This window comes from Demequina sp. (genome assembly GCA_024707205.1).
Classification (GTDB): domain Bacteria; phylum Actinomycetota; class Actinomycetes; order Actinomycetales; family Demequinaceae; genus Demequina.
On sequence record JANQAD010000001.1, the window covers coordinates 482,793 to 503,118 of the forward strand.

At 68.5% G+C, this 20,326-nt stretch carries 16 protein-coding genes and 1 pseudogene; 12 read left to right on the top strand and 5 right to left on the bottom strand.

Features of this window, described 5'->3' with window-relative positions; genetic code table 11:
• The first annotated feature begins 25 nt into the window (after positions 1–25).
• From NVV57_02480 to NVV57_02520, 9 genes are all read left to right on the top strand, one after another.
• Positions 26–1,966 (top strand): ABC transporter ATP-binding protein/permease, encoded by a 1,941-nt coding sequence (locus NVV57_02480; protein MCR6711616.1) that lies wholly within the window; start codon positions 26–28, stop codon positions 1,964–1,966.
• The gene (locus NVV57_02485) at positions 1,963–3,750 is read left to right on the top strand and encodes an ABC transporter ATP-binding protein/permease (protein ID MCR6711617.1); all 1,788 of its coding nucleotides are present in this window, start codon (positions 1,963–1,965) and stop codon (positions 3,748–3,750) included. Before NVV57_02480 ends, NVV57_02485 begins: the two co-directional genes overlap by 4 nt.
• A 231-nt stretch (positions 3,751–3,981) precedes the next feature.
• Positions 3,982–4,590 carry a Maf family nucleotide pyrophosphatase gene (locus tag NVV57_02490; protein MCR6711618.1) on the top strand — a complete coding sequence of 203 codons (609 nt, stop codon included), beginning with the start codon at positions 3,982–3,984 and terminating at the stop codon, positions 4,588–4,590.
• 173 nt (positions 4,591–4,763) lie between these two features.
• On the top strand, positions 4,764–6,536 hold the full coding sequence (locus NVV57_02495) for an ATP-grasp domain-containing protein (GenBank protein ID MCR6711619.1): 1,773 nt from the start codon (positions 4,764–4,766) through the stop codon (positions 6,534–6,536).
• A gap of 96 nt (positions 6,537–6,632) precedes the next feature.
• Entirely contained in the window at positions 6,633–7,508 is an 876-nt protein-coding gene (locus tag NVV57_02500) for an FTR1 family protein (GenBank protein MCR6711620.1), read from the top strand.
• Positions 7,509–7,523: 15 nt separating this feature from the next.
• Positions 7,524–8,684, top strand: a complete 1,161-nt coding sequence (locus tag NVV57_02505) for an EfeM/EfeO family lipoprotein (GenBank protein ID MCR6711621.1) — start codon at positions 7,524–7,526, stop codon at positions 8,682–8,684.
• A 5-nt stretch (positions 8,685–8,689) separates the two neighbouring features.
• Entirely contained in the window at positions 8,690–9,985 is a 1,296-nt protein-coding gene (gene efeB, locus NVV57_02510) for an iron uptake transporter deferrochelatase/peroxidase subunit (protein MCR6711622.1), read from the top strand.
• 147 nt (positions 9,986–10,132) lie between these two features.
• Complete coding sequence (locus tag NVV57_02515; protein ID MCR6711623.1) at positions 10,133–10,480, top strand: PadR family transcriptional regulator; 348 nt, start codon at positions 10,133–10,135, stop codon at positions 10,478–10,480.
• The gene (locus NVV57_02520; GenBank protein ID MCR6711624.1) at positions 10,480–11,367 is read left to right on the top strand and encodes a permease prefix domain 1-containing protein; all 888 of its coding nucleotides are present in this window, start codon (positions 10,480–10,482) and stop codon (positions 11,365–11,367) included. Before NVV57_02515 ends, NVV57_02520 begins: the two co-directional genes overlap by 1 nt.
• 123 nt (positions 11,368–11,490) lie before the next feature.
• Here NVV57_02520 and NVV57_02525 read toward each other — a convergent pair whose 3' ends face one another.
• Complete coding sequence (locus NVV57_02525; protein ID MCR6711625.1) at positions 11,491–12,885, bottom strand: NAD(P)H-quinone dehydrogenase; 1,395 nt, start codon at positions 12,883–12,885, stop codon at positions 11,491–11,493.
• 59 nt (positions 12,886–12,944) lie between these two features.
• Between NVV57_02525 and NVV57_02530 the strand changes: the two genes are divergently transcribed.
• Both NVV57_02530 and NVV57_02535 read left to right on the top strand, forming a co-directional pair.
• Positions 12,945–13,745, top strand: coding sequence for a purine-nucleoside phosphorylase (locus NVV57_02530; GenBank protein MCR6711626.1), 801 nt, complete (start codon positions 12,945–12,947; stop codon positions 13,743–13,745).
• Positions 13,742–15,436: a phospho-sugar mutase gene (locus NVV57_02535; GenBank protein MCR6711627.1), complete on the top strand. Its 1,695-nt coding sequence runs from the start codon at positions 13,742–13,744 to the stop codon at positions 15,434–15,436. Before NVV57_02530 ends, NVV57_02535 begins: the two co-directional genes overlap by 4 nt.
• Before the next feature lie 4 nt (positions 15,437–15,440).
• On the opposite strand, the pseudogene NVV57_02540 reads toward NVV57_02535, so the two are convergent.
• The 4 genes and pseudogenes from NVV57_02540 to NVV57_02555 form a co-directional block, all read right to left on the bottom strand.
• Positions 15,441–16,296: pseudogene (locus NVV57_02540) on the bottom strand (aldehyde dehydrogenase family protein).
• Positions 16,293–17,756 (bottom strand): aldehyde dehydrogenase family protein, encoded by a 1,464-nt coding sequence (locus NVV57_02545; GenBank protein MCR6711628.1) that lies wholly within the window; start codon positions 17,754–17,756, stop codon positions 16,293–16,295. Before NVV57_02545 ends, NVV57_02540 begins: the two are co-directional and overlap by 4 nt.
• A 4-nt stretch (positions 17,757–17,760) precedes the next feature.
• Positions 17,761–18,711, bottom strand: coding sequence for a deoxyribose-phosphate aldolase (gene deoC / locus NVV57_02550; GenBank protein ID MCR6711629.1), 951 nt, complete (start codon positions 18,709–18,711; stop codon positions 17,761–17,763).
• Between the two features lie 145 nt (positions 18,712–18,856).
• Positions 18,857–19,924 (bottom strand): adenosine deaminase, encoded by a 1,068-nt coding sequence (locus tag NVV57_02555; protein ID MCR6711630.1) that lies wholly within the window; start codon positions 19,922–19,924, stop codon positions 18,857–18,859.
• 46 nt (positions 19,925–19,970) lie between these two features.
• On the opposite strand from NVV57_02555, the gene NVV57_02560 reads away from it, so the two are divergent.
• Positions 19,971–20,324 carry a DUF2200 domain-containing protein gene (locus tag NVV57_02560; GenBank protein ID MCR6711631.1) on the top strand — a complete coding sequence of 118 codons (354 nt, stop codon included), beginning with the start codon at positions 19,971–19,973 and terminating at the stop codon, positions 20,322–20,324.
• The last annotated feature ends 2 nt before the right edge of the window (positions 20,325–20,326 follow it).

The window sequence follows — 20,326 nt, forward strand, 5'->3', positions numbered from 1 at the left end:
CGGTGCCATCCGATAAGGTGACCCCGTGTCCGAATCGTTTCGCTCTCGCGTCCGCAGCTACTGGGACACCGCGATTCGTGCGCGCCTGAACATCTGGGCGATCATGCCCCTGGCCGGCTGGGGCCGCGTCATCGCGCTCGCCGTCGTGGGAATCGTGCTCGGCGCCCTGCCCATCGTCTTCATGGTCGCCACCTCCGCGATGATCGGCCACGTGGCCGCCGCGGTGAGTGGTGGAACGGAGTCCGACGCCTACGCCACCGTGGTGCGGCTGTTCCTGATCGCCGCGGGCGCCTTCATGCTGCAGCAGATTCTGGCGCCGGTCCAGCAGATGATCGGGCTCGCCGTGCAGCGCACCGTGGACGGTCGCATCCGTGACGAGGCCGTGGAGGCCCTGACCTCCTCGGTTGGCATCGGCGCCCTCGAGGACGGCGAGGTGCTCGCGACCTTCTCCGAGGCGCGCACGCGGTTCGAGAACAACTTCCACACGCCGGGCAACGCGGTGGCGGGAATGCTCTATCTCGTGGCGCGCTACGTGCAGATGGCCGCGACCGTGATCATCGTGTGGATGCTGCTCGGCCCATGGATCGCCCTTGGCATGTTCGTGGCCGTCATGGTGCTGCGAACGGGCAACCGCGGAGGGCTGCGCGCCTATTCGGCGCTGTGGCGCACCAACGGACACTTGCGGCGCAGGCTCCTGTACTTCCGCGACGTCGCCATGGGCTCCGTCGCGGCCAAGGAGATTCGCGTTTTCGGCTCCATGCCGTGGATCGGCGATGGCCACGAGAAGGCCTTCCACGAGTTCGCCGACCCCACGGATCGCGAGCGTCGGCGCATCTACTTCAAGCCGTACCTCGTCTACTCCGCGATCGGGCTCGCCGCAACGCTGTGGGCGCTCGTGTCGCTCACCGCCAGTGCTGCGGGAACCGGCGGCGACGCGGGCGAGCTGGCGCTGGGAACGATGACCGTGGGCCAGCTCACGCTCGGGCTGCAGGCGCTCATCGGCCTGCTCATGATGGGCCGCGACTTCCCAGAATCGGACACCTCCACTCAGTTCGGAATGAACGCCCTGAGCGCCATCCTCACCGTAGAGCGGGAGGTCGCGGAGCGAGACACGGCCCCGCGCGGAACCACCGCCGTGCCCGCGAACGCGCCGGTGCGGAGCATCGAGTTCCGCGACTTGCACTTCGCCTATCCAGGCTCGGCAACGCCGGTCTTCGCGGGTCTGAACCTCACGATCCAGGCCGGCGTGACCACGGCCATCGTGGGCATCAACGGTGCGGGAAAGACCACGCTCATGAAGCTGCTGGCCCGGCTGTACGAGCCCACGAGCGGCGGCATCTTCGTGGACGGCGTCAACATCGCCGAACTCGACCTGGCGCAGTGGCGGCGCACTCTGTCCGTGGTGTTCCAGGACTTCGTCCGCTACGAGTTCACGGCCGCAGACAACATCGCCATGGGCGCCGCATTTGACGCGCCCGACCGCGCGGCCGTAGAAGCGGCGGCGGCCAAGACCGGCATGCTCGAAACCCTGGCCGACGCCCCGCTCGGCCTCGACACGATTCTCGCCAGGGCGTACGCGGACGGCATCGACCTCAGCGGCGGGCAATGGCAGCGCGTCGCGATCGCCCGCTCGCTGTACGCCGTGGACAAGGGCGCGCGAGTGCTCGTGCTCGACGAGCCGACCGCCGCTCTCGACGTGCGCGCGGAGGCCGAATTCTTTGACCAGTTCATGGAGCTCACAGAGGGGCTCACCACCGTGCTGATCTCGCACCGGTTCTCCTCCGTGAGGCGCGCGGACCACATCGTCGTGATCGAAGAGGGTCGCGTGGTGGAGCAGGGGTCCCACAGCGAACTGACCGCGAGCGACACCCGCTACCGCCGCCTGTTCGAGCTGCAGGCGCGGCGATTCCGCGAGGGGCTTGGCGCCGATGACGACGCCGACGCCGCGGTCATGGAGGGCGCATGATGGAACTGCTGCAGGGAATGGGCGACACGCTGCGCTTCGCGTGGCGCGCGGGCAAGCTGAACTTCATCCTGGGGTTCACGCTCGTGACGGTGTCCCCCCTCGCGATGCCGCTCGCCGCAGTGGGACTGCGCGGCATCGTGGACAACACCATTGCGGGCGAAGCGCGCGCGGCAGTCATGTGGGCCGTCGCCGTCTCCGTGCTCGCGGTGCTTGGGCTCACCGCAGGGCACTTCGCCCACATCTTCTACTTCAAGACCGCGGAGGACATGGCGGCGCTCATCGAACGCGACATAGCCGCGCTGTCCAACGGTTCCGTTGGCCTCGAGCACCACGAGCGCGCCGACTACGCGGACCGCATGGCCTACATCCGCCGCGAGACCGACCGCGCGGCCTGGAACACCGTCGCGTCGCTCTACGGCGGGATCGCGGTCCTCGTGGGCCTCATCGTCACCGGCTTCCTCCTCGCGACGCTCTCCCCGTGGCTGCTGCTGCTCCCCGTGTGCGCCATTCCGCCGCTGATCCTGGGCCGCAAGGCCGAAGCAGTCGCGAAGGCGGGGCGCACCGCCGGAGCTCCTGCTACTCGCCAGGCCAATCACCTCTTCTCCCTCCTCAGCGAGGCCGGTCCGGTCAAGGAGGTGCGCACGTGCGGCCTCGAGAATGAGGTCCGTGAGCGTCAGCAGCGCGCCTGGGACGAGGCCTCGCGATTCGAGATGCGCGGCGAGTACCGCGCGACCGGCCTGCGGACCATCGGGCAGGTCTTCTTCGCCATCGCCTATGTGGGCGCAACACTGCTCGTGGTGCGCGATGCCATCAACGGCCACGCCAGCGTTGGCGACGTGCTCATGGTCATCACGCTCGCCGCACAGGTCAACGCGCAGGTCACCTCCGCGGTGTCCATGATGCAGGGCCTGCAGCGCACCGCCTCGATGTTCGCGGAGATCCGCTGGGTCCGCGGCGTCGTGAAGGCGCAGCAGGGCAAGCCGGCCGACGCTGTGGTCCCCGACGCGCTGAGTTCCGGCATCGAGCTCAAGGACGTGGGATTCACCTACCCCGGAACCGACCAGCCGGTGCTGAGCCACGTTGACCTCAGCATTCCCGCGGGCGCCACCGTGGCGATCGTCGGGGAGAACGGCGCTGGGAAGTCCACGCTGGTCAAGCTGCTGTGCCGCTTCTACGATCCCGACTCCGGGGTCATCGAGGTAGACGGCACGGACCTCAGCCGCATGCCGGTTGAACAGTGGCGAGAGCGAATCTCCGCGGGCTTCCAGGACTTCGCTCGCTTCGAGTTCTCCGCGCAGCAGACCGTGGGACTCGGAAGCCTGCCGAGCATCGACGACCCGGATGCGGTCACGGCGGCTCTGGGGCGCGCCCGCGCCGAAGACGTGATGCGTCGCCTCACCGATGGCCTGCAGACGACGCTTGGCAAGTCCAATGTTGGCGGCACGGACCTCAGCGGCGGGCAATGGCAGAAGCTCGCGCTCGGCCGCGCCATGATGCGCGAGTCGCCGCTGCTACTCCTCCTCGACGAGCCGACATCGGCCCTCGACGCGCAGGCGGAGCACAACCTGTTTGAGCAGTACGCGCTCGGCGCGCGCCGAGTGGCGCAGCGCACGGGGGCGATCACGGTGCTCGTCTCGCATCGCTTCTCCACGGTGCGCATGGCGGACACGATCCTCGTCGTCGGCGACGGCCACATCGTCGAGTCCGGCTCCCATGACGAACTCGTTGGCCTCGGCGGGCTCTACGCGGAGCTCTACGCCTTGCAGGCGAAGCAGTACGCGTGAGCCTGTGGAGCGAGAGTTCCGGGTTCTCAGCGCACCGGGGTGCTAGTGGAACCCCGGTTCCGGGTTCGCACCTGACCTGACATGACGCACCACCCGGGTGCGGTGTGTCGCCTCCGGGCGGAACTGCGGCTCCGCTGAGGTGCGGGTTTCGCGTGTGGCCGGAGCTGGCGCTCCACCCCGAGCACACATGCTCGGGCTGGCGGGCGCGCGCGCCCGGTTAGGCTCGGCGGCATGGCCCTGCCCCTCGTTCTCGCGTCCCAGTCCCCGGCGCGCCTGTCGACGCTGCGCTCCGCAGGGGTCGAGCCGCGCGTGATCGTCTCCCACGTTGACGAGGACGCCATCCTCGCCTCCCTGCGAGGCACCACACCGGCCGACGCCGTGCTCGCCTTGGCGCGAGCCAAAGCCGAGGAGGTGGTGACGAAGCACGCCCCCGCCGCCCTTGTTCTCGCGTGCGACTCGATGCTCGAATTCGGCGGCGAGATCCTCGGCAAGCCGGGCGACGCGGCGACGGCCGCGTCGCGGTGGCGCGCGATGCGCGGAAGCACGGGAGTGCTTCACACGGGCCACTGGCTCGTGGATGCGCGAGTCGGCCGCGGCGCCACGACCGGCGCGACCAGCTCCACCACGGTGCACTTCGCAGATCTCACGGATGAGGAAGTCGACGCCTACGTGGCCACAGGAGAGCCGCTCAACGTGGCCGGCGCGTTCACCGTCGACGGTCTCGGCGGCCCCTACGTCGAGTCCATGGAGGGCGACTACCACGGCGTGGTCGGCGTAAGCCTGCCCCTCGTGCGCCGCCTGCTCGGCGAGCTCGGCATCGCGTTCCACGAACTGCGCTAACCCGGCCCTTTGTAGAACGGCCACAACCTACGCGCCCGTAACCACAGCGTCGGGCAGGCTTTTTGGCTAGAACCTACAAAACGCTCCTAAACAGATGGTGCCGCCGCGCAAAGTTGCCACAACACCTGCCAGCCGGTTAGGGAGCCATCACGCGGCCGCGCTACCGTTGGCCGGTGACTGCCTTCGCATCCGTGCTCATTGCCAACCGTGGAGAGATCGCAGTTCGCATCATTCGTGCCTGCAAGGACGCCGGCCTGCGTTCCGTGGCCGTGTACGCGGACCCCGACCGCGACGCCCCCCATGTGCGCCTCGCGGACGACGCGTTCGCGCTCGGCGGCAGCACCGCTCGCGAGACCTACCTGGATATCGCCAAGATCATCGACGTTGCGAAGCGCGCCGAGGCGGAGGCGGTTCACCCCGGCTACGGATTCCTCGCCGAGAACGCCGAGTTCGCTCAGGCCGTCATCGACGCGGGACTCGTATGGATCGGGCCAAGCCCCGCCGCAATCGAGGCGCTCGGCGACAAAGTGAGCGCGCGCCACATCGCGCAGCGGGCGGGCGCTCCGCTCGTCCCCGGCACTCCGGATCCAGTGAAGTCGGCCGACGAGGTTGTCGCCTTCGCACAAGAGCACGGTCTGCCCGTGGCCATCAAGGCGGCGTTCGGCGGCGGCGGGCGCGGCCTCAAGGTCGCGCGCATGCTCGAGGACATTCCGGAGCTCTTCGACTCCGCCACTCGTGAGGCCGTCGCAGCCTTTGGCCGCGGCGAGTGCTTCGTTGAGCGCTTCCTTGACAGGCCTCGTCACGTGGAGACGCAGTGCCTCGCGGACCGCCACGGCACGGTCGTTGTGGTGTCTACCAGGGACTGCTCCCTGCAGCGTCGGCACCAGAAGCTCGTGGAGGAGGCGCCGGCGCCGTTCCTCACAGACGAGCAGAACGCGCGGCTGGTCGAGGCGAGCATCGCGATCCTGCGCGAGGCGGGCTATGAAGGCGCCGGTACCTGCGAGTTCCTCGTTGGCGTCGACGGCACCATCAGCTTCCTCGAGGTGAACACCCGCCTGCAGGTGGAACACCCGGTCACCGAGGAGGTGACGGGCCTGGACCTGGTCCGCGAGCAGTTCCGCATCGCGGCCGGCGAGCCCGTGACCATCCCACAGCCGGCGCGCGGCCACTCGATCGAGTTCCGCATCAACGGCGAGGACCCGGCCGCGAACTTCATGCCCGCGCCCGGCACCATCCGCACGCTGAACTTCCCCACCGGCCCCGGCGTGCGAGTGGACGCCGGCGTGGTCGAGGGCGACACGGTCAGCGGCAACTTCGACTCGATGATCGCCAAGCTCATCGTCACCGGCGCCACGCGCGAGCAGGCGATTCAGCGCGCCAGGCGAGCGCTTGCGGAGCTCGAGATTGAGGGCATCCCCACCGTGGTGCCGTTCCACCGTGCGGTGCTCGAGGCGCCGCAGTTTGTCGCGGCCGATGGCCACTTCGGCGTTTACACCACGTGGATCGAGTCCGAGTTTGCCGAGACGGTCGCCCGCCTCGGCTCGGCGACCGCCACCACGGAGGCGATCGAAGGAGCCGCCACCGAGCGCGTGATCGTCGAGGTGGGCGGCAAGCGGCTCGAGGTGGTGCTGCCGGCCGCACTGGCGCAGGCGGGACGCGCCCGCGCCGGGGGTCCCGTTCGCCGCGGTGCCCGACGCTCAACCGGCCCCGCACGCGCGGCAAGCGGCACCACGCTCACCTCCCCGATGCAGGGCACGATCGTCAAGGTCGCCGTCGAGGATGGGGCGGCGGTCGCCGAGGGCGATCTCGTCGTCGTGCTCGAGGCGATGAAGATGGAGCAGCCTCTCACCGCGCACAAGGCGGGCGTCATCCGCGGGCTCAGCCTCAGCGTCGGCGCTGGCGTGAGCGCAGGCACCATCATCTGCGACATCGCAGACGCGGAATAACGCAAGTCTGAACTTGCGCAAAAACGACCCACGGCCCTAGTCTCGCCTAGGCGCCTCGCCGCGCCGCCCCATCGCCCCACCAGGGAAAGCCGCCGCATGTTCGCCAACTTCCTCATTGGCCTTAGAGAGGGCCTTGAGGCCTCGCTCGTTGTCGGCATCCTCATCGCCTACCTGGTGAGAACCGAGCGGCGCCACCTGCTGAGCAAGGCCTGGATCGGCGTAGGCATTGCGGTGGTTGTCTCTCTCGTATTCGGCGCGATTCTCACGCTCGGCCCGCAGGGCCTCAGCTTCGAGGCGCAAGAGGCGATCGGCGGCACGCTCAGCATCGTCGCCGTTGGCCTCATCACCTGGATGATCTTCTGGATGGGCAAGAACGCCCGCTTCCTCAAGCGAGAGCTGGAGGGCTCCATGGAGCGCGCGATCTCGGTGGGCTCCGGCGCCGTGATCACGATGGCGCTGCTCGCGGTTGGCCGCGAGGGCCTCGAGACCGCCCTGTTCCTCTGGGCCGGCATCCAGAGCTCCGGCTCCACCGCCGGCCCAGTCATCGGCGCCACGCTTGGGCTCGCCGCCGCGGTGCTGTTCGGCGTGCTCATCTACCGCGGCGCGCTGCACCTTAATCTCCGCATCTTCTTCCAGTGGACGGGCGTCTTCCTCGTCATCGTCGCCGCGGGCGTGCTCGCCTACGGTGTTCACGACCTCCAGGAGGCGGGAATCCTGCCCGGCCTCAACAACCTCGCGTGGGACGTGTCCGCGACCATCGGGCCGTCGACGGTGCTCGGCACCTTCCTCAAGGCGATTTTCAACTTCTCCCCCGCCACCACCGTGCTCCAGGCGGTCGCGTACTTCGCGTACCTGATCCCGGTGATGATCCTGTTCGTGCGCCAGGCCTTCGGCGCCCCAAAGCCAAGGCCCGACGCTGTGGTGTCCCCAGCGTCGGACCTCGCCCAAGAAGACGCTCCACAGAGCGCCTAACACCCAAGGAACCACATGCAACTCCGTACCCCCGTCTCAGCCGCCGCCCTCGCCGCCATGTCCGCGTTCGCGCTCGCCGCGTGCGTGCCCAACAGCACGGACGACGCCAAGGCGATCGCCGTCTCCGCCACCGACACCGAGTGCAAGGTGGCCACCGCCTCCGCGCCCGCGGGCGTGGTGACCTTCACCGTCACCAACGACGGCAAGGACGTCACCGAGTTCGAGATCGTCGCGGACGACAAGCTGCGCATCATCTCCGAGGTCGAGAACCTCGGCCCCGGCATCACCCGCGACCTCGTCGTGCGCGTCCCGGAGGGCTCGTACTACGCGACGTGCAAGCCCGGCATGGTCGGCGACGGGGTCGCTACCGCCTTCACGGTCACCGCGTCCGAGTCCACGGCCGCCCCTGACGCGGACCGCGAGGAGCTGCTCACCACTGCATCCGAGCAGTACATCCTGTACGTGCGCAACGAGGTGCAGACCCTGGTGCAGATGACGGACGACTTCGTCGCCGCATACGAGGCCGGCGACTACGACAAGGCGCGCTCGATCTACGCGGACGCGCGCGTCCACTGGGAGCGGATCGAGCCCGTAGCCGAGTCCTTCGGCGACCTCGACCCCATGACCGACGCCCGCGAGGCCGACGTCGCCGAGGGCGACGAGTGGACCGGCTGGCACGCGATCGAGAAGAACCTGTGGCCGCCGGCGGAGGGCTTCGACCTCACCGCCGATGAGCAGAAGGCGCTCGCGGAGGGCCTCAAGACGAACATCGCCACGCTCTCGTCCGAGGTGAACGCCGACGACTTCACGCTCGACGCCTCTCAGATCGGCAACGGCGCCCAGGGCCTCCTCGACGAGGTCGCGAGCTCCAAGGTCACGGGCGAGGAGGAGACCTGGTCGCACACGGACCTGTGGGACTTCCAGGCCAACGTGGACGGCGCCTACGTGGCGTTCGCCGTACTGCGCGACGTGGTCAACGAGTCTGACCCCGAGCTCGTGAAGACGCTCGACACCCGGTTCGAGGACCTCAACGCACTGCTCGCGAAGTACGGCTCCCTCGACGACGGCTTTGTGCTCTACACCGAGCTCACTCCCGACCAGGTCAAGGAGCTCTCCGACTCGGTCAACGCGCTGAGCGAGCCGCTCTCCCAGCTCACCGCCGCGGCCGTATCCTAGGCGCCGTGTCACAGCCCACCACCCAGCCCGACGCCGAGGAGACTCCCGCTCCAAAGGGACCCTCGCGTCGGGCGGTGTTGGGCGTCAGCGCGGGCGTTGTGGGGGCGGCGGCTATCGCGGGCGCCGGCGGCTTCGCGGCGGGGCGCGCCACGGCGTCCACGCTCGACCTCAAGTCGTACGCCTTCCGCGGCGAGCACCAGAGCGGCATCGTCACCGCCCAGCAGGACAGGCTGCACTTCGCGGCGTTCGACCTCACCACCTCATCCCGCGATGACGTGATTGCGCTGCTCAAGGCCTGGACCGAGGCGGCCGAGAGGCTCATGGCGGGCGGGGAGCTTGGGTCCGGGGCGGTTGGGGGGTCCTATGTGGCGCCGCCCGACGATACTGGGGAGGCGCTGGGCCTGCCCGCGTCCGGGCTGACCATCACGTTTGGCTTTGGCCCCGGGCTCTTCGAGAAGGACGGCGTTGACCGCTTTGGCCTCGCGTCCCGCAGGCCGGAGCAGCTCATCGATCTGCCGCACTTCGGCGGCGACATCCTCGATCCCACCTTCGTCGGCGGCGACCTGTGCATCCAGGCGTGCGCTGACGATCCGCAGGTGGCGGTGCACGCGATCCGCAACCTGTCCCGCATCGCGTTCGGCACCGCCGCGATTCGGTGGACGCAGCTCGGCTTTGGCCGCACCTCGTCCACGACCACCACGCAGACAACGCCCCGCAACCTCATGGGATTCAAGGACGGCACGCGCAACCTGCGCGCCGAGGAGACTTCTGAGATTGACCGCTTCGTATGGGCCGACGCTGGGGACGGGCAGGCGTGGATGGCCACGGGGTCGTACCTGGTCGCCAGGCGGATTCGCATTCGCGCCGAGATCTGGGACCGCACGTCGCTCTCCGAGCAGGAGGCGTCGATTGGACGGACGAAGGGCTCCGGTGCACCGCTGAGCGGCGGCAACGAGTTCACCGAGCCGGACTTCTCGCGCGAGGGAGGAGATGGCGAGCCGCTCATCCCCACGGATTCGCACGTGACGCTCGCGCACCCGGACACCAACAACGGCCAGCGCATGCTGCGCCGTGGCTACAACTTCACCGACGGTGCGGATTCGCTCGGGCGGCTAGACGCCGGGCTGTTCTTCCTCGCGTACGTGCGGGATCCGCGCACGCAGTTCGTTCCCGTGCAGAACCAGCTGTCGAAGTCCGACGCGCTCACCCTCGAGTACCTGCAGACCACGGGATCCGCGCTGTTCGCGGTGCCTGGCGGTATTGGCGCGGGCGAGTACGTGGGCCAGGCGCTGTTCTCCTAGGGCCGGACGTCCGCCTGCGGCCGCAGCGGGATGCCCGCGCGCTTCGTCCGTCGGGAACCTGAGCCGCACCCGGCGGACCGTGGCGCGAAACCCAACCCCAGCGTCGGGCTTGCGTCATTAGGTACTTGATGTGATACAGTACTTGACGTGAACGAAACAGACCCCTTCGCCGCGGACCTGCTCCGCGGCAACACCGACACCATCGTGCTCGGCGTGCTCCGACGCGGAGACAGCTACGGATTCGAGATCCACAAGGCGATCCGCGACGCTGCCGGCGGCGAGCATGAGATCAAGGAAGCGACCCTCTACGCCACGTACCGCCGTCTCGAGAAGGACGGCCTCGTGGAGTCGTACTGGGGGGACGAGTCCCAGGGCGGCAGGCGCAAGTACTACCGCATCACCGACGCCGGGCGCGCCGTCTATCGCGGCCGCGTGGCCGCGTGGGTCGCCACGCGACGCATCATCGACACCCTCCTCGACGTGAAGGACCAGTAATGAACACCGACATCCACCGCCTGCTCGACGAGGCCTTCGAATCCGTCGAGATAACCCCAGAGACGCGCGAGCTGAAGGAAGAGATCCGCGCCAACCTCATGGCTCGCGCTGCCGAGCTCGAGGCGACCGGCCTCACCCCCGCCAACGCGGCGCGCAAGGCCATCGACGAGCTCGGACCCGTCGAGGACCTGCTTGGGACTCCCGCGCAGGCCTCCACCGAGAAGCCTTCGGTCGCCGAGCTCGCGATGCGCAACAAGGTGCGCCCCAACCCGGGCTTCGTGGTGCGGACGACGCTGCTGAGCGTTGCGGCTGCGGCGGCCCTCACGCTCGCGGTCCTCGCGGGCTTCGACGTGATCGGCGGAGGCGCCGACGCTGTGCTCGGCCTCGGCTTGGCGGGCGCCGCGATCTTGGGGTTCGTTACGGCGGACTCGCTGCACCAGGAGACGAGCAACAACTATGCGATGCCACTGGGTCGCGCCGTTGGCTGGGGCGTCGCGACGTTTGCCGGCGTCGCCTCGCTCGCGAGCTTCGGAGCGTTCGCGTATGACACCTCGGCAGTCGCGCTCGCCGTTGCCGGAGGCGTGCTCGCGTTGGCGTCGATCGGCCTGTTCTCGTGGCTCGGCGCCACCCAGACCAACCGCCACAAGGCGTGGGTTCGCGACCTCGGCGCGAACTACTCGGCGCATCAGGGCGGCGAGTGGAACGACCCGCGGGCCGCGGCGCGATTCGGGATGTACACGGGCGCCATCTGGGTCGCAGGAATCGGCGCCGCGGTGGCGCTCGCAATCATCTTCGCGTGGTGGTGGGCGCTCGTGGTGCTCGGCGTGTGCATCGTGCTGACGATGATCGTCCAGGCATCGATGATGTTCCGGCCCAAGAAGGACTGAGTCGCAACGGCCCAGAGGGATGATTCGACGGATCGTCCCTCTGGGCCGCCAGGAATTCCGCAACCAGAGGGATCGACGGCGCATTCGTCCCTCAGAACCGCGTCCTGTAGCAAGCCTGAGGGCTCAGTGCTTTCCTGGATCCGTCATGTTGTGGAGCCTACGCGCGGCCTCCGCGATGGTCCCGCTGAGCGAGGGGTAGACCGTGAACGAGGCGGCGATGTCATCCACCGTGAGGTGGTGCGACACCGCAAGGGCGAGTGGCCAGATGTGCTCTGACGCGCGGGTGCCCACAAATATCGCGCCAAGCACCTGACCCGTCACCGTATGGCCGAAGATCTTCACGAAGCCCTCGTCGATGCCGAGCATCTTGGCGCGCGGATTGCGCGCGAGGTCCAGGCGAGAGACCTGGTAGAAGATGCCGCGCTCCTTGAGCTGGTCCTCTGTGACACCAACGGAAGCGATCTCGGGAGCGGTGAAGACGTTCTGCGCCACGGTCTTGAGCTCTATCGGCGCCACCGCGTCTCCGAGCGCGTGCGCCATCGCGATGCGGCCTTGGGACGCCGCGACCGACGCCAAGGGCAGCACTCCCGTGCAGTCCCCCGCCGCATACACCCCGCGAGCGGAGGTCCGCGAAACCCTGTCCACGGTCACGTAACCGCGCGAATCCAACTCAACCCCAGCGTCGGGCAGGCCAACGTCCCTGGTATTGGGCACAGAACCGACCGCCATGAGGCAGTGGGAGCCCTCAACGACGCGGCCGTCCTCGAGGAACACGACCACGGAGTCGCCCTGGTTGACGACCTTCTCCGCGCGAGCGCGGCCCAGCACCGTCATGCCACGGCGCGCGAAGGTCTCGGTGATGAGCGCCGATGCCTCTGGGTCCTGGTTGGAGAGCACACGGTCGCCGGACGAGACGAGGGTCACTTGCGAACCGAGGAGGTTGTATGCCCCGGCGAACTCCGCGCCCGTCACGCCGGAGCCGACCACGATGAGGTGCTCCGGGAGAACCGTGAGGTCGTAGAGCTGCGTCCAGGTCAGGATCCGCTCACCGTCGGGCTCCGCGCTGGGCATCACGCGGGGCGAGGCGCCCAGCGCGAGCAGGATCGCGTCGGCCTCGAACTCGTCGTCATCGGTGGCGACCCGAGTCGCGGAGACGAGCCGCCCCGTGCCGTTGACAACCTGAATGTCGTTCCTCGCCATCCGCAGCGAGATGTCGTGCGACTGCTTGAGCACCAGCTTGCGGACGCGCTCGTTGACGGCGCCCATGTCCACTCGAGCGCGCAGGCGATCGGCGGTGGTGTCAGAGTCCGCGATGCCCAGCTCCGGGGCGCGGCCTGCGATCGTGAGCCACTCAGCGGTGGCGATGATGGTCTTCGAGGGGACTACGTCGGTGAGGACGGCGTTGCCGCCGAGGCCCTGACGCTCGATGAGCGTCACCTCGGCTCCCGCCTTACGGGCGACAAGTGCCGCCTCGTAGCCGCCAGGTCCTCCCCCGACGATCACTACGCGTGAGGTCATGGGTTCTATTGTGACCGACAGCCACCGCCACAGGGGACCGCCGGACTAGTGTTGACCGTATGGACACCGCCCTCAGTGCCGCGGCGGAGGCCGCGGCCGTACTCGCATCAAAGACCGGCGTTGAACGCCACGACATCGCCCTCATCCTCGGCTCCGGCTGGGGTGGCGCCGCCGACCTCATCGGCGAGGAGGTCGCCTCCGTCGAGGCCGGCGAGATCCCCGGCTACGACGCGCACGCGGTCGCGGGCCACTCCTCGCTCATGCGATCGCTGCGCACGCCCGACGGCCGCGCCGTCTTGGTCTTGGGCGCGAGACAGCACTTCTACCAGGTACGAGACGCGTCAAAGGTGGCTCACGGCGTTCGCATGGCCGCGGCGGCGGGCTGCACCACCCTTGTGGTCACGAACGGCTGCGGCTCCTCGCGGCCCGAGGTGGGCCCCGGCTCGGTGGTCCTCATCAGCGACCACCTCAACTTCACCGGCGCCACCCCGCTCGAGGGCGCCACCTTCGTGGACCTCACCACTGCCTATTCGCAGCGACTTCGCGACCTCGCACATGAGATCGATCCCACACTCCCGGAGGGCGTGTACATCCAGTTCACGGGCCCGCAGTACGAGACCCCCGCCGAGGTCCGCATGGCCACCCGCTGGGGCGCCGACCTCATCGGCATGTCCACGGCGCTCGAGGTCATCGCGGCGCGCGAGCGCGGCATGGAGGTGCTGGGCCTCTCGCTCGTCACGAACCTCGCGGCCGGGATCGGCGGCGAGGCGCTCCATCACGGCGAGGTGCTCGACGTGGGCCGCGAGTCCGGCCCCCGCATCTCGCGGCTGCTCGCGGATATCGTTGCCAGGCTGTCATGAACGGCCTGCTTGATACGGCCCGACGCTGGGTTGAGGATGACCCCGACGCTCGCACCCGCGCGGAGCTGGAACAGCTGATCGCCGCCGCCGAGGGCGGCGACGAGGAGGCTCTCGCGGACCTCGAGGATCGCTTCAAGGGCACCTTGGAGTTCGGCACGGCCGGGCTGCGCGGCGCAGTCGGCGCAGGACCCAACCGCATGAACCGCGCCGTGGTGATCCGAGCGGCAGCTGGGCTTGCGCGCTATCTCAGCGACACCGTCGGGCCGTCTTTGGTGGTCATTGGCTACGACGGGCGCCACGGCTCCACCGACTTCGCCGTGGATACCGCGGCGGTCATGACCGCCGCCGGGCACGAGGCGAGGCTCATGCCGCGAATGCTGCCAACTCCCATGCTCGCCTTCGCGACGCTTGCCCTCAATGCCGACGCCGGCGTGATGGTGACGGCGTCGCACAACCCTCCGCGAGACAACGGATACAAGGTCTACCTGGGAGGACGCGCGGTTTCCGACTCGGGGCAGGGGTCGCAGATCGTGCCGCCGTACGACGGCGAGATCGCCTCGCGCATCAAGGCGGTGCCGTCCGTGCTGGGGGTTCCGCGCGCTGAGGACGGCTGGACGATCATCCCCGACTCCGTCGTCGACGACTTTGTGCACGCCGCGGCCTCCGTGCGCCCGGACCCCGACGGGCGGCGCGCGAACACGCGCGTGGTCATCACCTCGATGCATGGCGTGGGCTCCGAGTGCATGCAGCGGGCGCTCGCCGAGGCGGGCTTCACGGACGTGCACGAGGTGGCCGAGCAGGCCGTCCCGGACCCGGACTTCCCCACCGTCGCGTTCCCCAATCCGGAGGAGAAGGGCGCGATCGACCTCTCGCTCGCGCTCGCTCGCGAGGTGGGGGCGGACGTGGTCATCGCCAACGACCCCGACGCCGATCGGTGCGCCGTCGCCACAGTCATCGACGGCGAGTGGCGCATGCTCCACGGCGACGTGGTGGGCTCGCTGCTTGGCGAGAAGGTCGCGGCCCACAGGGCGCTGCTGCGCATGGCGCCTGGCTCGCAGGTGCTCGCGAACTCGATCGTGTCCTCGCGCCAGCTCAAGGCCATTGCCGAACGGCACGGCCACAGCCACGTCAACACCCTCACCGGGTTCAAGTGGATCAGCCGCGTGCCGGGCCTCGTCTACGGCTATGAGGAGGCGATCGGGTACTGCGTGGACCCCGCCCACGTTCGCGATAAGGATGGGATCAGCGCGGGGACGCTCATGGCCGTGCTCGTCGCGGACCTCAAGGCCGAGGGCCGCACTCTCTCGGACGCGATCGACGACCTCGCGCGCCAGTACGGGGTCTATCTGACGCGCCAGGTGGCCGTTCGCTACTCCGATCTGGCCGAGATACCAGCCACGATGGCTCGAGTGCTCGGCGCTCCGCCAGAGCGGCTCGCGGGCTCGGCTGTCACCTCGACCGACGACATGGGCGAGGGATTCGCTGGACTGTTGCCGACCACGGGCCTCCACCTTGCGACCGCGTCAAACGCGCGCGTCATCATCCGGCCCTCGGGAACCGAGCCCAAGGTCAAGGCGTACCTCGAGGTCATCAAGCCGGTGGCCGACGGCGATGTCGCCTCCGCGCGGGCGCTCGCCGAAGAGGAGATGATGGCTTTGGAGGCCGACGTCAGGGCGGTCTTGGGCGTCTAGGCGGTCAGATCAGCGCCTTCGTGTGCCAGACCGTCTTGGTCTCGGTGAAGAAGGTGATGCGTCCGAGCGTTGCGGCGGGCACCCCCGGCTCCGGCGGAAGTACACGCTTGAGCGTCTCCGCCGCGGTGATCTGCAGGTCCACCCAGTCGAGGTTGCCAGCGCCCGCGAGGTCGAGCGCATTGACATCGGCGTGGCCCGCGAGCCACGGCGCAATCTCCGCCGCGGAACCCGTGAGGATATTCACCACCCCCGCCCGGCACGTCGCTCGTCGCGAGCACCTCCGAGAGGGTGATGGCGCTCAGCGGCGAGGCTTCGCTCGCCACCACGACCACAGTATTGCCCGCGACGAGCGCGGGGGCGATGACGCTCACCAGGCCGAGCAGCCCCTGGCCCTCGGGGGCGATGATCGCGACCACACCCGTCGGCTCCGGAACCGAGATGTTGAAGTACGGGCCGCTCATGGCGTTGCCGTTGCCTGCCACCTGCACATATTTGTCGGCCCAGCCCGCATACCAGACCCAGGTGTCGATAGCCGCCTCCACCTGCTTGAGGGCGGCCGACACCGTGATGCCGTCGGTGAGCTGAAGCTCCTCGACAAACTGGGCCCTGCGCCCCTCGAGCAGCTCGGCGATGCGGTACAGCACCTGACCGCGGTTGTACGCCGTGGCGCCCGACCAGCCCGCGAAGGCCGCCCGCGCGGCAACGACCGCGTCTCTCGCGTCCTTTCGTGACGCCTTCGCCGCGTTCGCGAGGAAGGCTCCCTTGGCCGTCGTGACCTCGTAGACGCGGCCCGACTCGCTGCGCGGGAAGGCACCGCCGATGTACAGCTTGTAGGTCTTGGGAATGGGGAGGTGGCTCATCGTTCTGCCTTTCCGCTGGCGAGGTAGGCGGCCAATCCGTGCCGACCGCCCTCGCGCCCGTACCCGGACTCCTTGTAGCCGCCGAAGGGCGACGCGGGATCGAAGCGGTTGTAGGTGTTGGCCCACACCACGCCGGCGCGCAGCTGGTCCGCGACCGCGAGAATCTTGGAGCCCTTGTCCGTCCACACCCCTGCGGAAAGCCCGAACGGGGTGTTGTTGGCCTTGGAGATCGCCTCTGCAGGGGTCCGGAAGGTCAGGACGCTGAGCACGGGGCCGAAGATCTCCTCCCTCGCGATGCGGTGGCTGGTCTCGACTCCCGTGAAGATCGTGGGGGCGAACCAGAATCCCTTGGCCGGGATCTCGCACGGGGCGCTCCACCGTGTGGCGCCCTCGGCCTCGCCGATGTCGGAGAGCTCGCGGATCCGGTCCAGTTGGGCGCGCGAGTTGATGGCGCCGATGTCCGTGTTCTTGTCCAGTGGGTCGCCGAGGCGGAGCGTGGAGAGCCGGTCCTTGAGACGCTCCACCACTTCGTCCTCGATGTTCTCCTGCACGAGCAGCCGGGAACCGGCGCAGCACACGTGACCCTGATTGAAGAAGATGCCGTTGACGATGCCCTCGATCGCCTGATCGAGCGGGGCGTCATCGAAGACGATGTTCGCGGCCTTGCCGCCAAGCTCGAGCGTGACCTTCTTGCCGGTGCCGGCGACGGACTTCGCGATGATCCGCCCAACGGGCGTTGAGCCGGTGAAGGCCACGGCGTTGACGTCGACGTGGTTGACGAGCGCCGCGCCCGTGTCGCCGCCGCCGTTGATGATGTTCACCACGCCAGGAGGCAGGTCCGCCTGCTGCAGGATCTCGGCGAATATCAGGGCCGACAGCGGCGTGGTGTCGGCCGGCTTGATCACCACGGTGTTGCCCGCGGCCAACGCGGGCGCGATCTTCCACGCAAGCATCAGCAGCGGGAAGTTCCACGGCACCACCTGAGCCGCAACACCGAGGGCGCGCGGGTTGGGGCCCAACCCGGCGTGCTCGAGTTTGTCCGCCCAGCCTGCGTAGTAGAAGAACCACGCGGCTACTAGGGGCACGTCGACGTCGCGGCTCTCCTTGATGGGCTTGCCGTTGTCGAGCGACTCGGCAACCGCCAGCTCGCGGGCGCGCTCCTGCACCAGGCGCGCGATGCGGAACAGGTACTTTCCGCGATCGGCTCCGCTGAGAGTGGACCAGGACCGCTCGTAGGCCTTGCGCGCAGCGGCCACCGCGCGATCAACGTCTTTGGGGTCCGCGTAAGCGATCTCGGCGATCTTCTTCTCGGTGGCGGGAGAGATGGTGGAGAAGGCCTTGCCGCTGCCGTCAACGAACTCGCCGTCGATGAACAGCCCGTACGAGTCCTTCAGGTGAAGGATCGACGACGACTCCGGGGCCGGCGCGTAGTCAAGGAAGCGCTGCTTGGAAGGTGCCATGGTCTCAGTCCACCGTTACGTAGTCGGGGCCGCTGTACTGGCCGGTTGCGAGTTTCTGGCGCTGCAGCAGCACGTCATTGAGCAGGCTCGAGGCGCCGAAGCGGAACAGGTGCGGGTCCAGCCAGTCCTCGCCTACGGTCTCGGCGACCGTCACGAGATACTTGATGGCGTCTTTGGAGTGGCGAATGCCGCCCGCGGGCTTCACGCCAATGCGCTCGCCCGTGAGGCGGTACCAGTCGCGCACCACCTGCAGCATGAGCAGGGTCACCGGCAGGGTCGCAGCCGATGGCACCTTGCCCGTTGACGTCTTGATGAAGTCACCGCCTGCGAGGATCGACAGCCACGACGCCCTGAGCACGTTGTCGTAGGTCACGAGCTCGCCGGTCTCGAGGATCACCTTGAGATGGGCGTACGAGCCGTCGTCACGCCTGCACGCCTCCTTGACGGCCACAATCTCGTCGAATACCAGGCCATAGTGGCCCGCGAGGAACGCGCCGCGATCGATCACCATGTCGATCTCGTCAGCGCCGGCCGCCACCGCGTCCCGGGTGTCCGCGAGCTTGATGGGGAGCGCCGCGCGGCCGCTGGGGAACGCGGTGGCGACCGCGGCGACGTTGACGCCGCTGTCCGTGCCGAGCGCCGCCCTGGCGTACTGCACCATGTCTCCGTAGACGCAGACCGCCGCCACCCGGGGCGTCGTCAGGTCGGAGGCGTCGGGAGTGAGCGCCTTGGCCACGAGAGACTGCACCTTGCCAGGGGTGTCAGCGCCCTCAAGGGTGGTCAGGTCGATCATGCGGATGATCGCGTCGAGCGCCCACGCCTTCGACGTGGTCTTGATCGATCGAGTCCCAAGCGAGGCCGCGCGGGCCTGGAGGCCAACGGCGTCGACGCCGGGCAGACCCTCGAGATAGACGCGCAGGCTCTTCTCCGTCAGGTCGCCCCCGATGACCTCCATGGCACGCGCGGTGGGCGCGAGGACGACCGGTTCTACGCCGGTGGATGGGGATGCGCCAGTCACAGTGTCTCCTTGCGTCGCATGCCTCCAGCCTATGCCGGTGGCGAGCTGGTTGCGCCGCGAACGTCGATTGCCGGATATGGGGCTAGAGCGCCTCGTACGCCTCGAGGATGGCCTCCGCGAGATCGCCGCGCTCGTCGTACGGCATGAAGGCCGACCACGCGGCTGTGAGGGTCGCCTCGAGGAAGTCCTCCGTGGTCCAGCCGGCACCCTGGAGCGCCTCGAACTCCCCGCTCACCGACACGTTGGAGACCAGCCGGTTGTCCGTGTTGATGGTGACCGCGAAGCCAAGGTCCCGCAGCCCGTGGATGGGGTGCTCGGCAATCGATTTCGCCGCCGCCGTGTGCACATTGGACGTTGGGCTGCACTCGAGAGCGATCTGGCGATCCACCGCGTCCTGCGCGATCACGCCCAGCACCGCGTCGTCGGTGCCGAAGCCTTCGATGTCCTCCCAGATGCGAACGCCGTGCCCAAGACGGCGAGCCGAGCCCAAGCCGAGCGCCTCGCCACAACTGGCCGCGCCGTCGGCCTCTCCCGCATGGATGGTGACGGGCATGAGCGCCTCCCGCAGCAGCTGGAACGCCTCTCGGTGCTGCGAGGGCGGGAAGCCGAACTCCGGCCCCGCGATGTCGAAGCCGACGCAGCACTCGCCCCTGTTGTCGAGCGCGAGCTGGGCGATCTCGAGCGATCGGTCAAGGTGGCGCATGGCGCATAGCAGCGCCGCACCGCGGATCCCGAACCCCTCCTCCGCCGCCTGGGCAACGCCCTCCTCAATGCCGGCCTGGACCGCCTCGACTACCTCTTGAAGGGACAAACCTCCTGCTAGATGCTGCTCGGGGGCGTAGCGCAACTCCGCGTAGACAACGCCGTCCCTCGCGAGATCCACGATCGCCTCCCGCGCAACGCGGCGCAGATTCGGCTCGCTCTGCATGACCGCCGTGGTGTGCGCGAAGGCCTCGAGGTAGCGAACGAGGTCGCCCGAGTTCGCGTTCTCGGTGAAGATGCGCTGGAGCTCCACCGGATCCGTGGAGGGCAACTCGTGGCCGATCTCTGCGGCGAGTTCGATCACGGTCGCCGGGCGCAGCCCGCCATCGAGGTGGTCGTGGAGCAGGACCTTGGGCAGGGCGACAATCTGGTCGTGGGAGAGGGTCATGGCTCAAGGCTAGCCGGGCTTGGAGCAGCCCGCGTAGGCTGACCGGATGGCAGACCGCGCGCAGAAGATCTTCGCGATGCCCGTGGCCTCGGTGTACCCGCACTACGAGACCAAGCTCGCGAAGAAGGGCCACACCACCGCGGAGCTCGACGAGATCATCCGCTGGCTCACCGGCTACACGGAGCCGCAGCTGCGCAAGCACCTCAGCGAAGGCACCTCATTCGCCGACTTCTTCGCCCAGGCGCGGCTCAACCCCAAGGCGAGCGAGATCACCGGGGTCATCTGCGGCATGCGCGTCGAGGAGATCGAGGACCCGCTCATGCAGAGGATTCGCTACCTCGACAAGCTCGTCGACGAGCTCTACAAGGGCAAGGCGATGGAGAAGGTGCTCAGGGCCTAGCG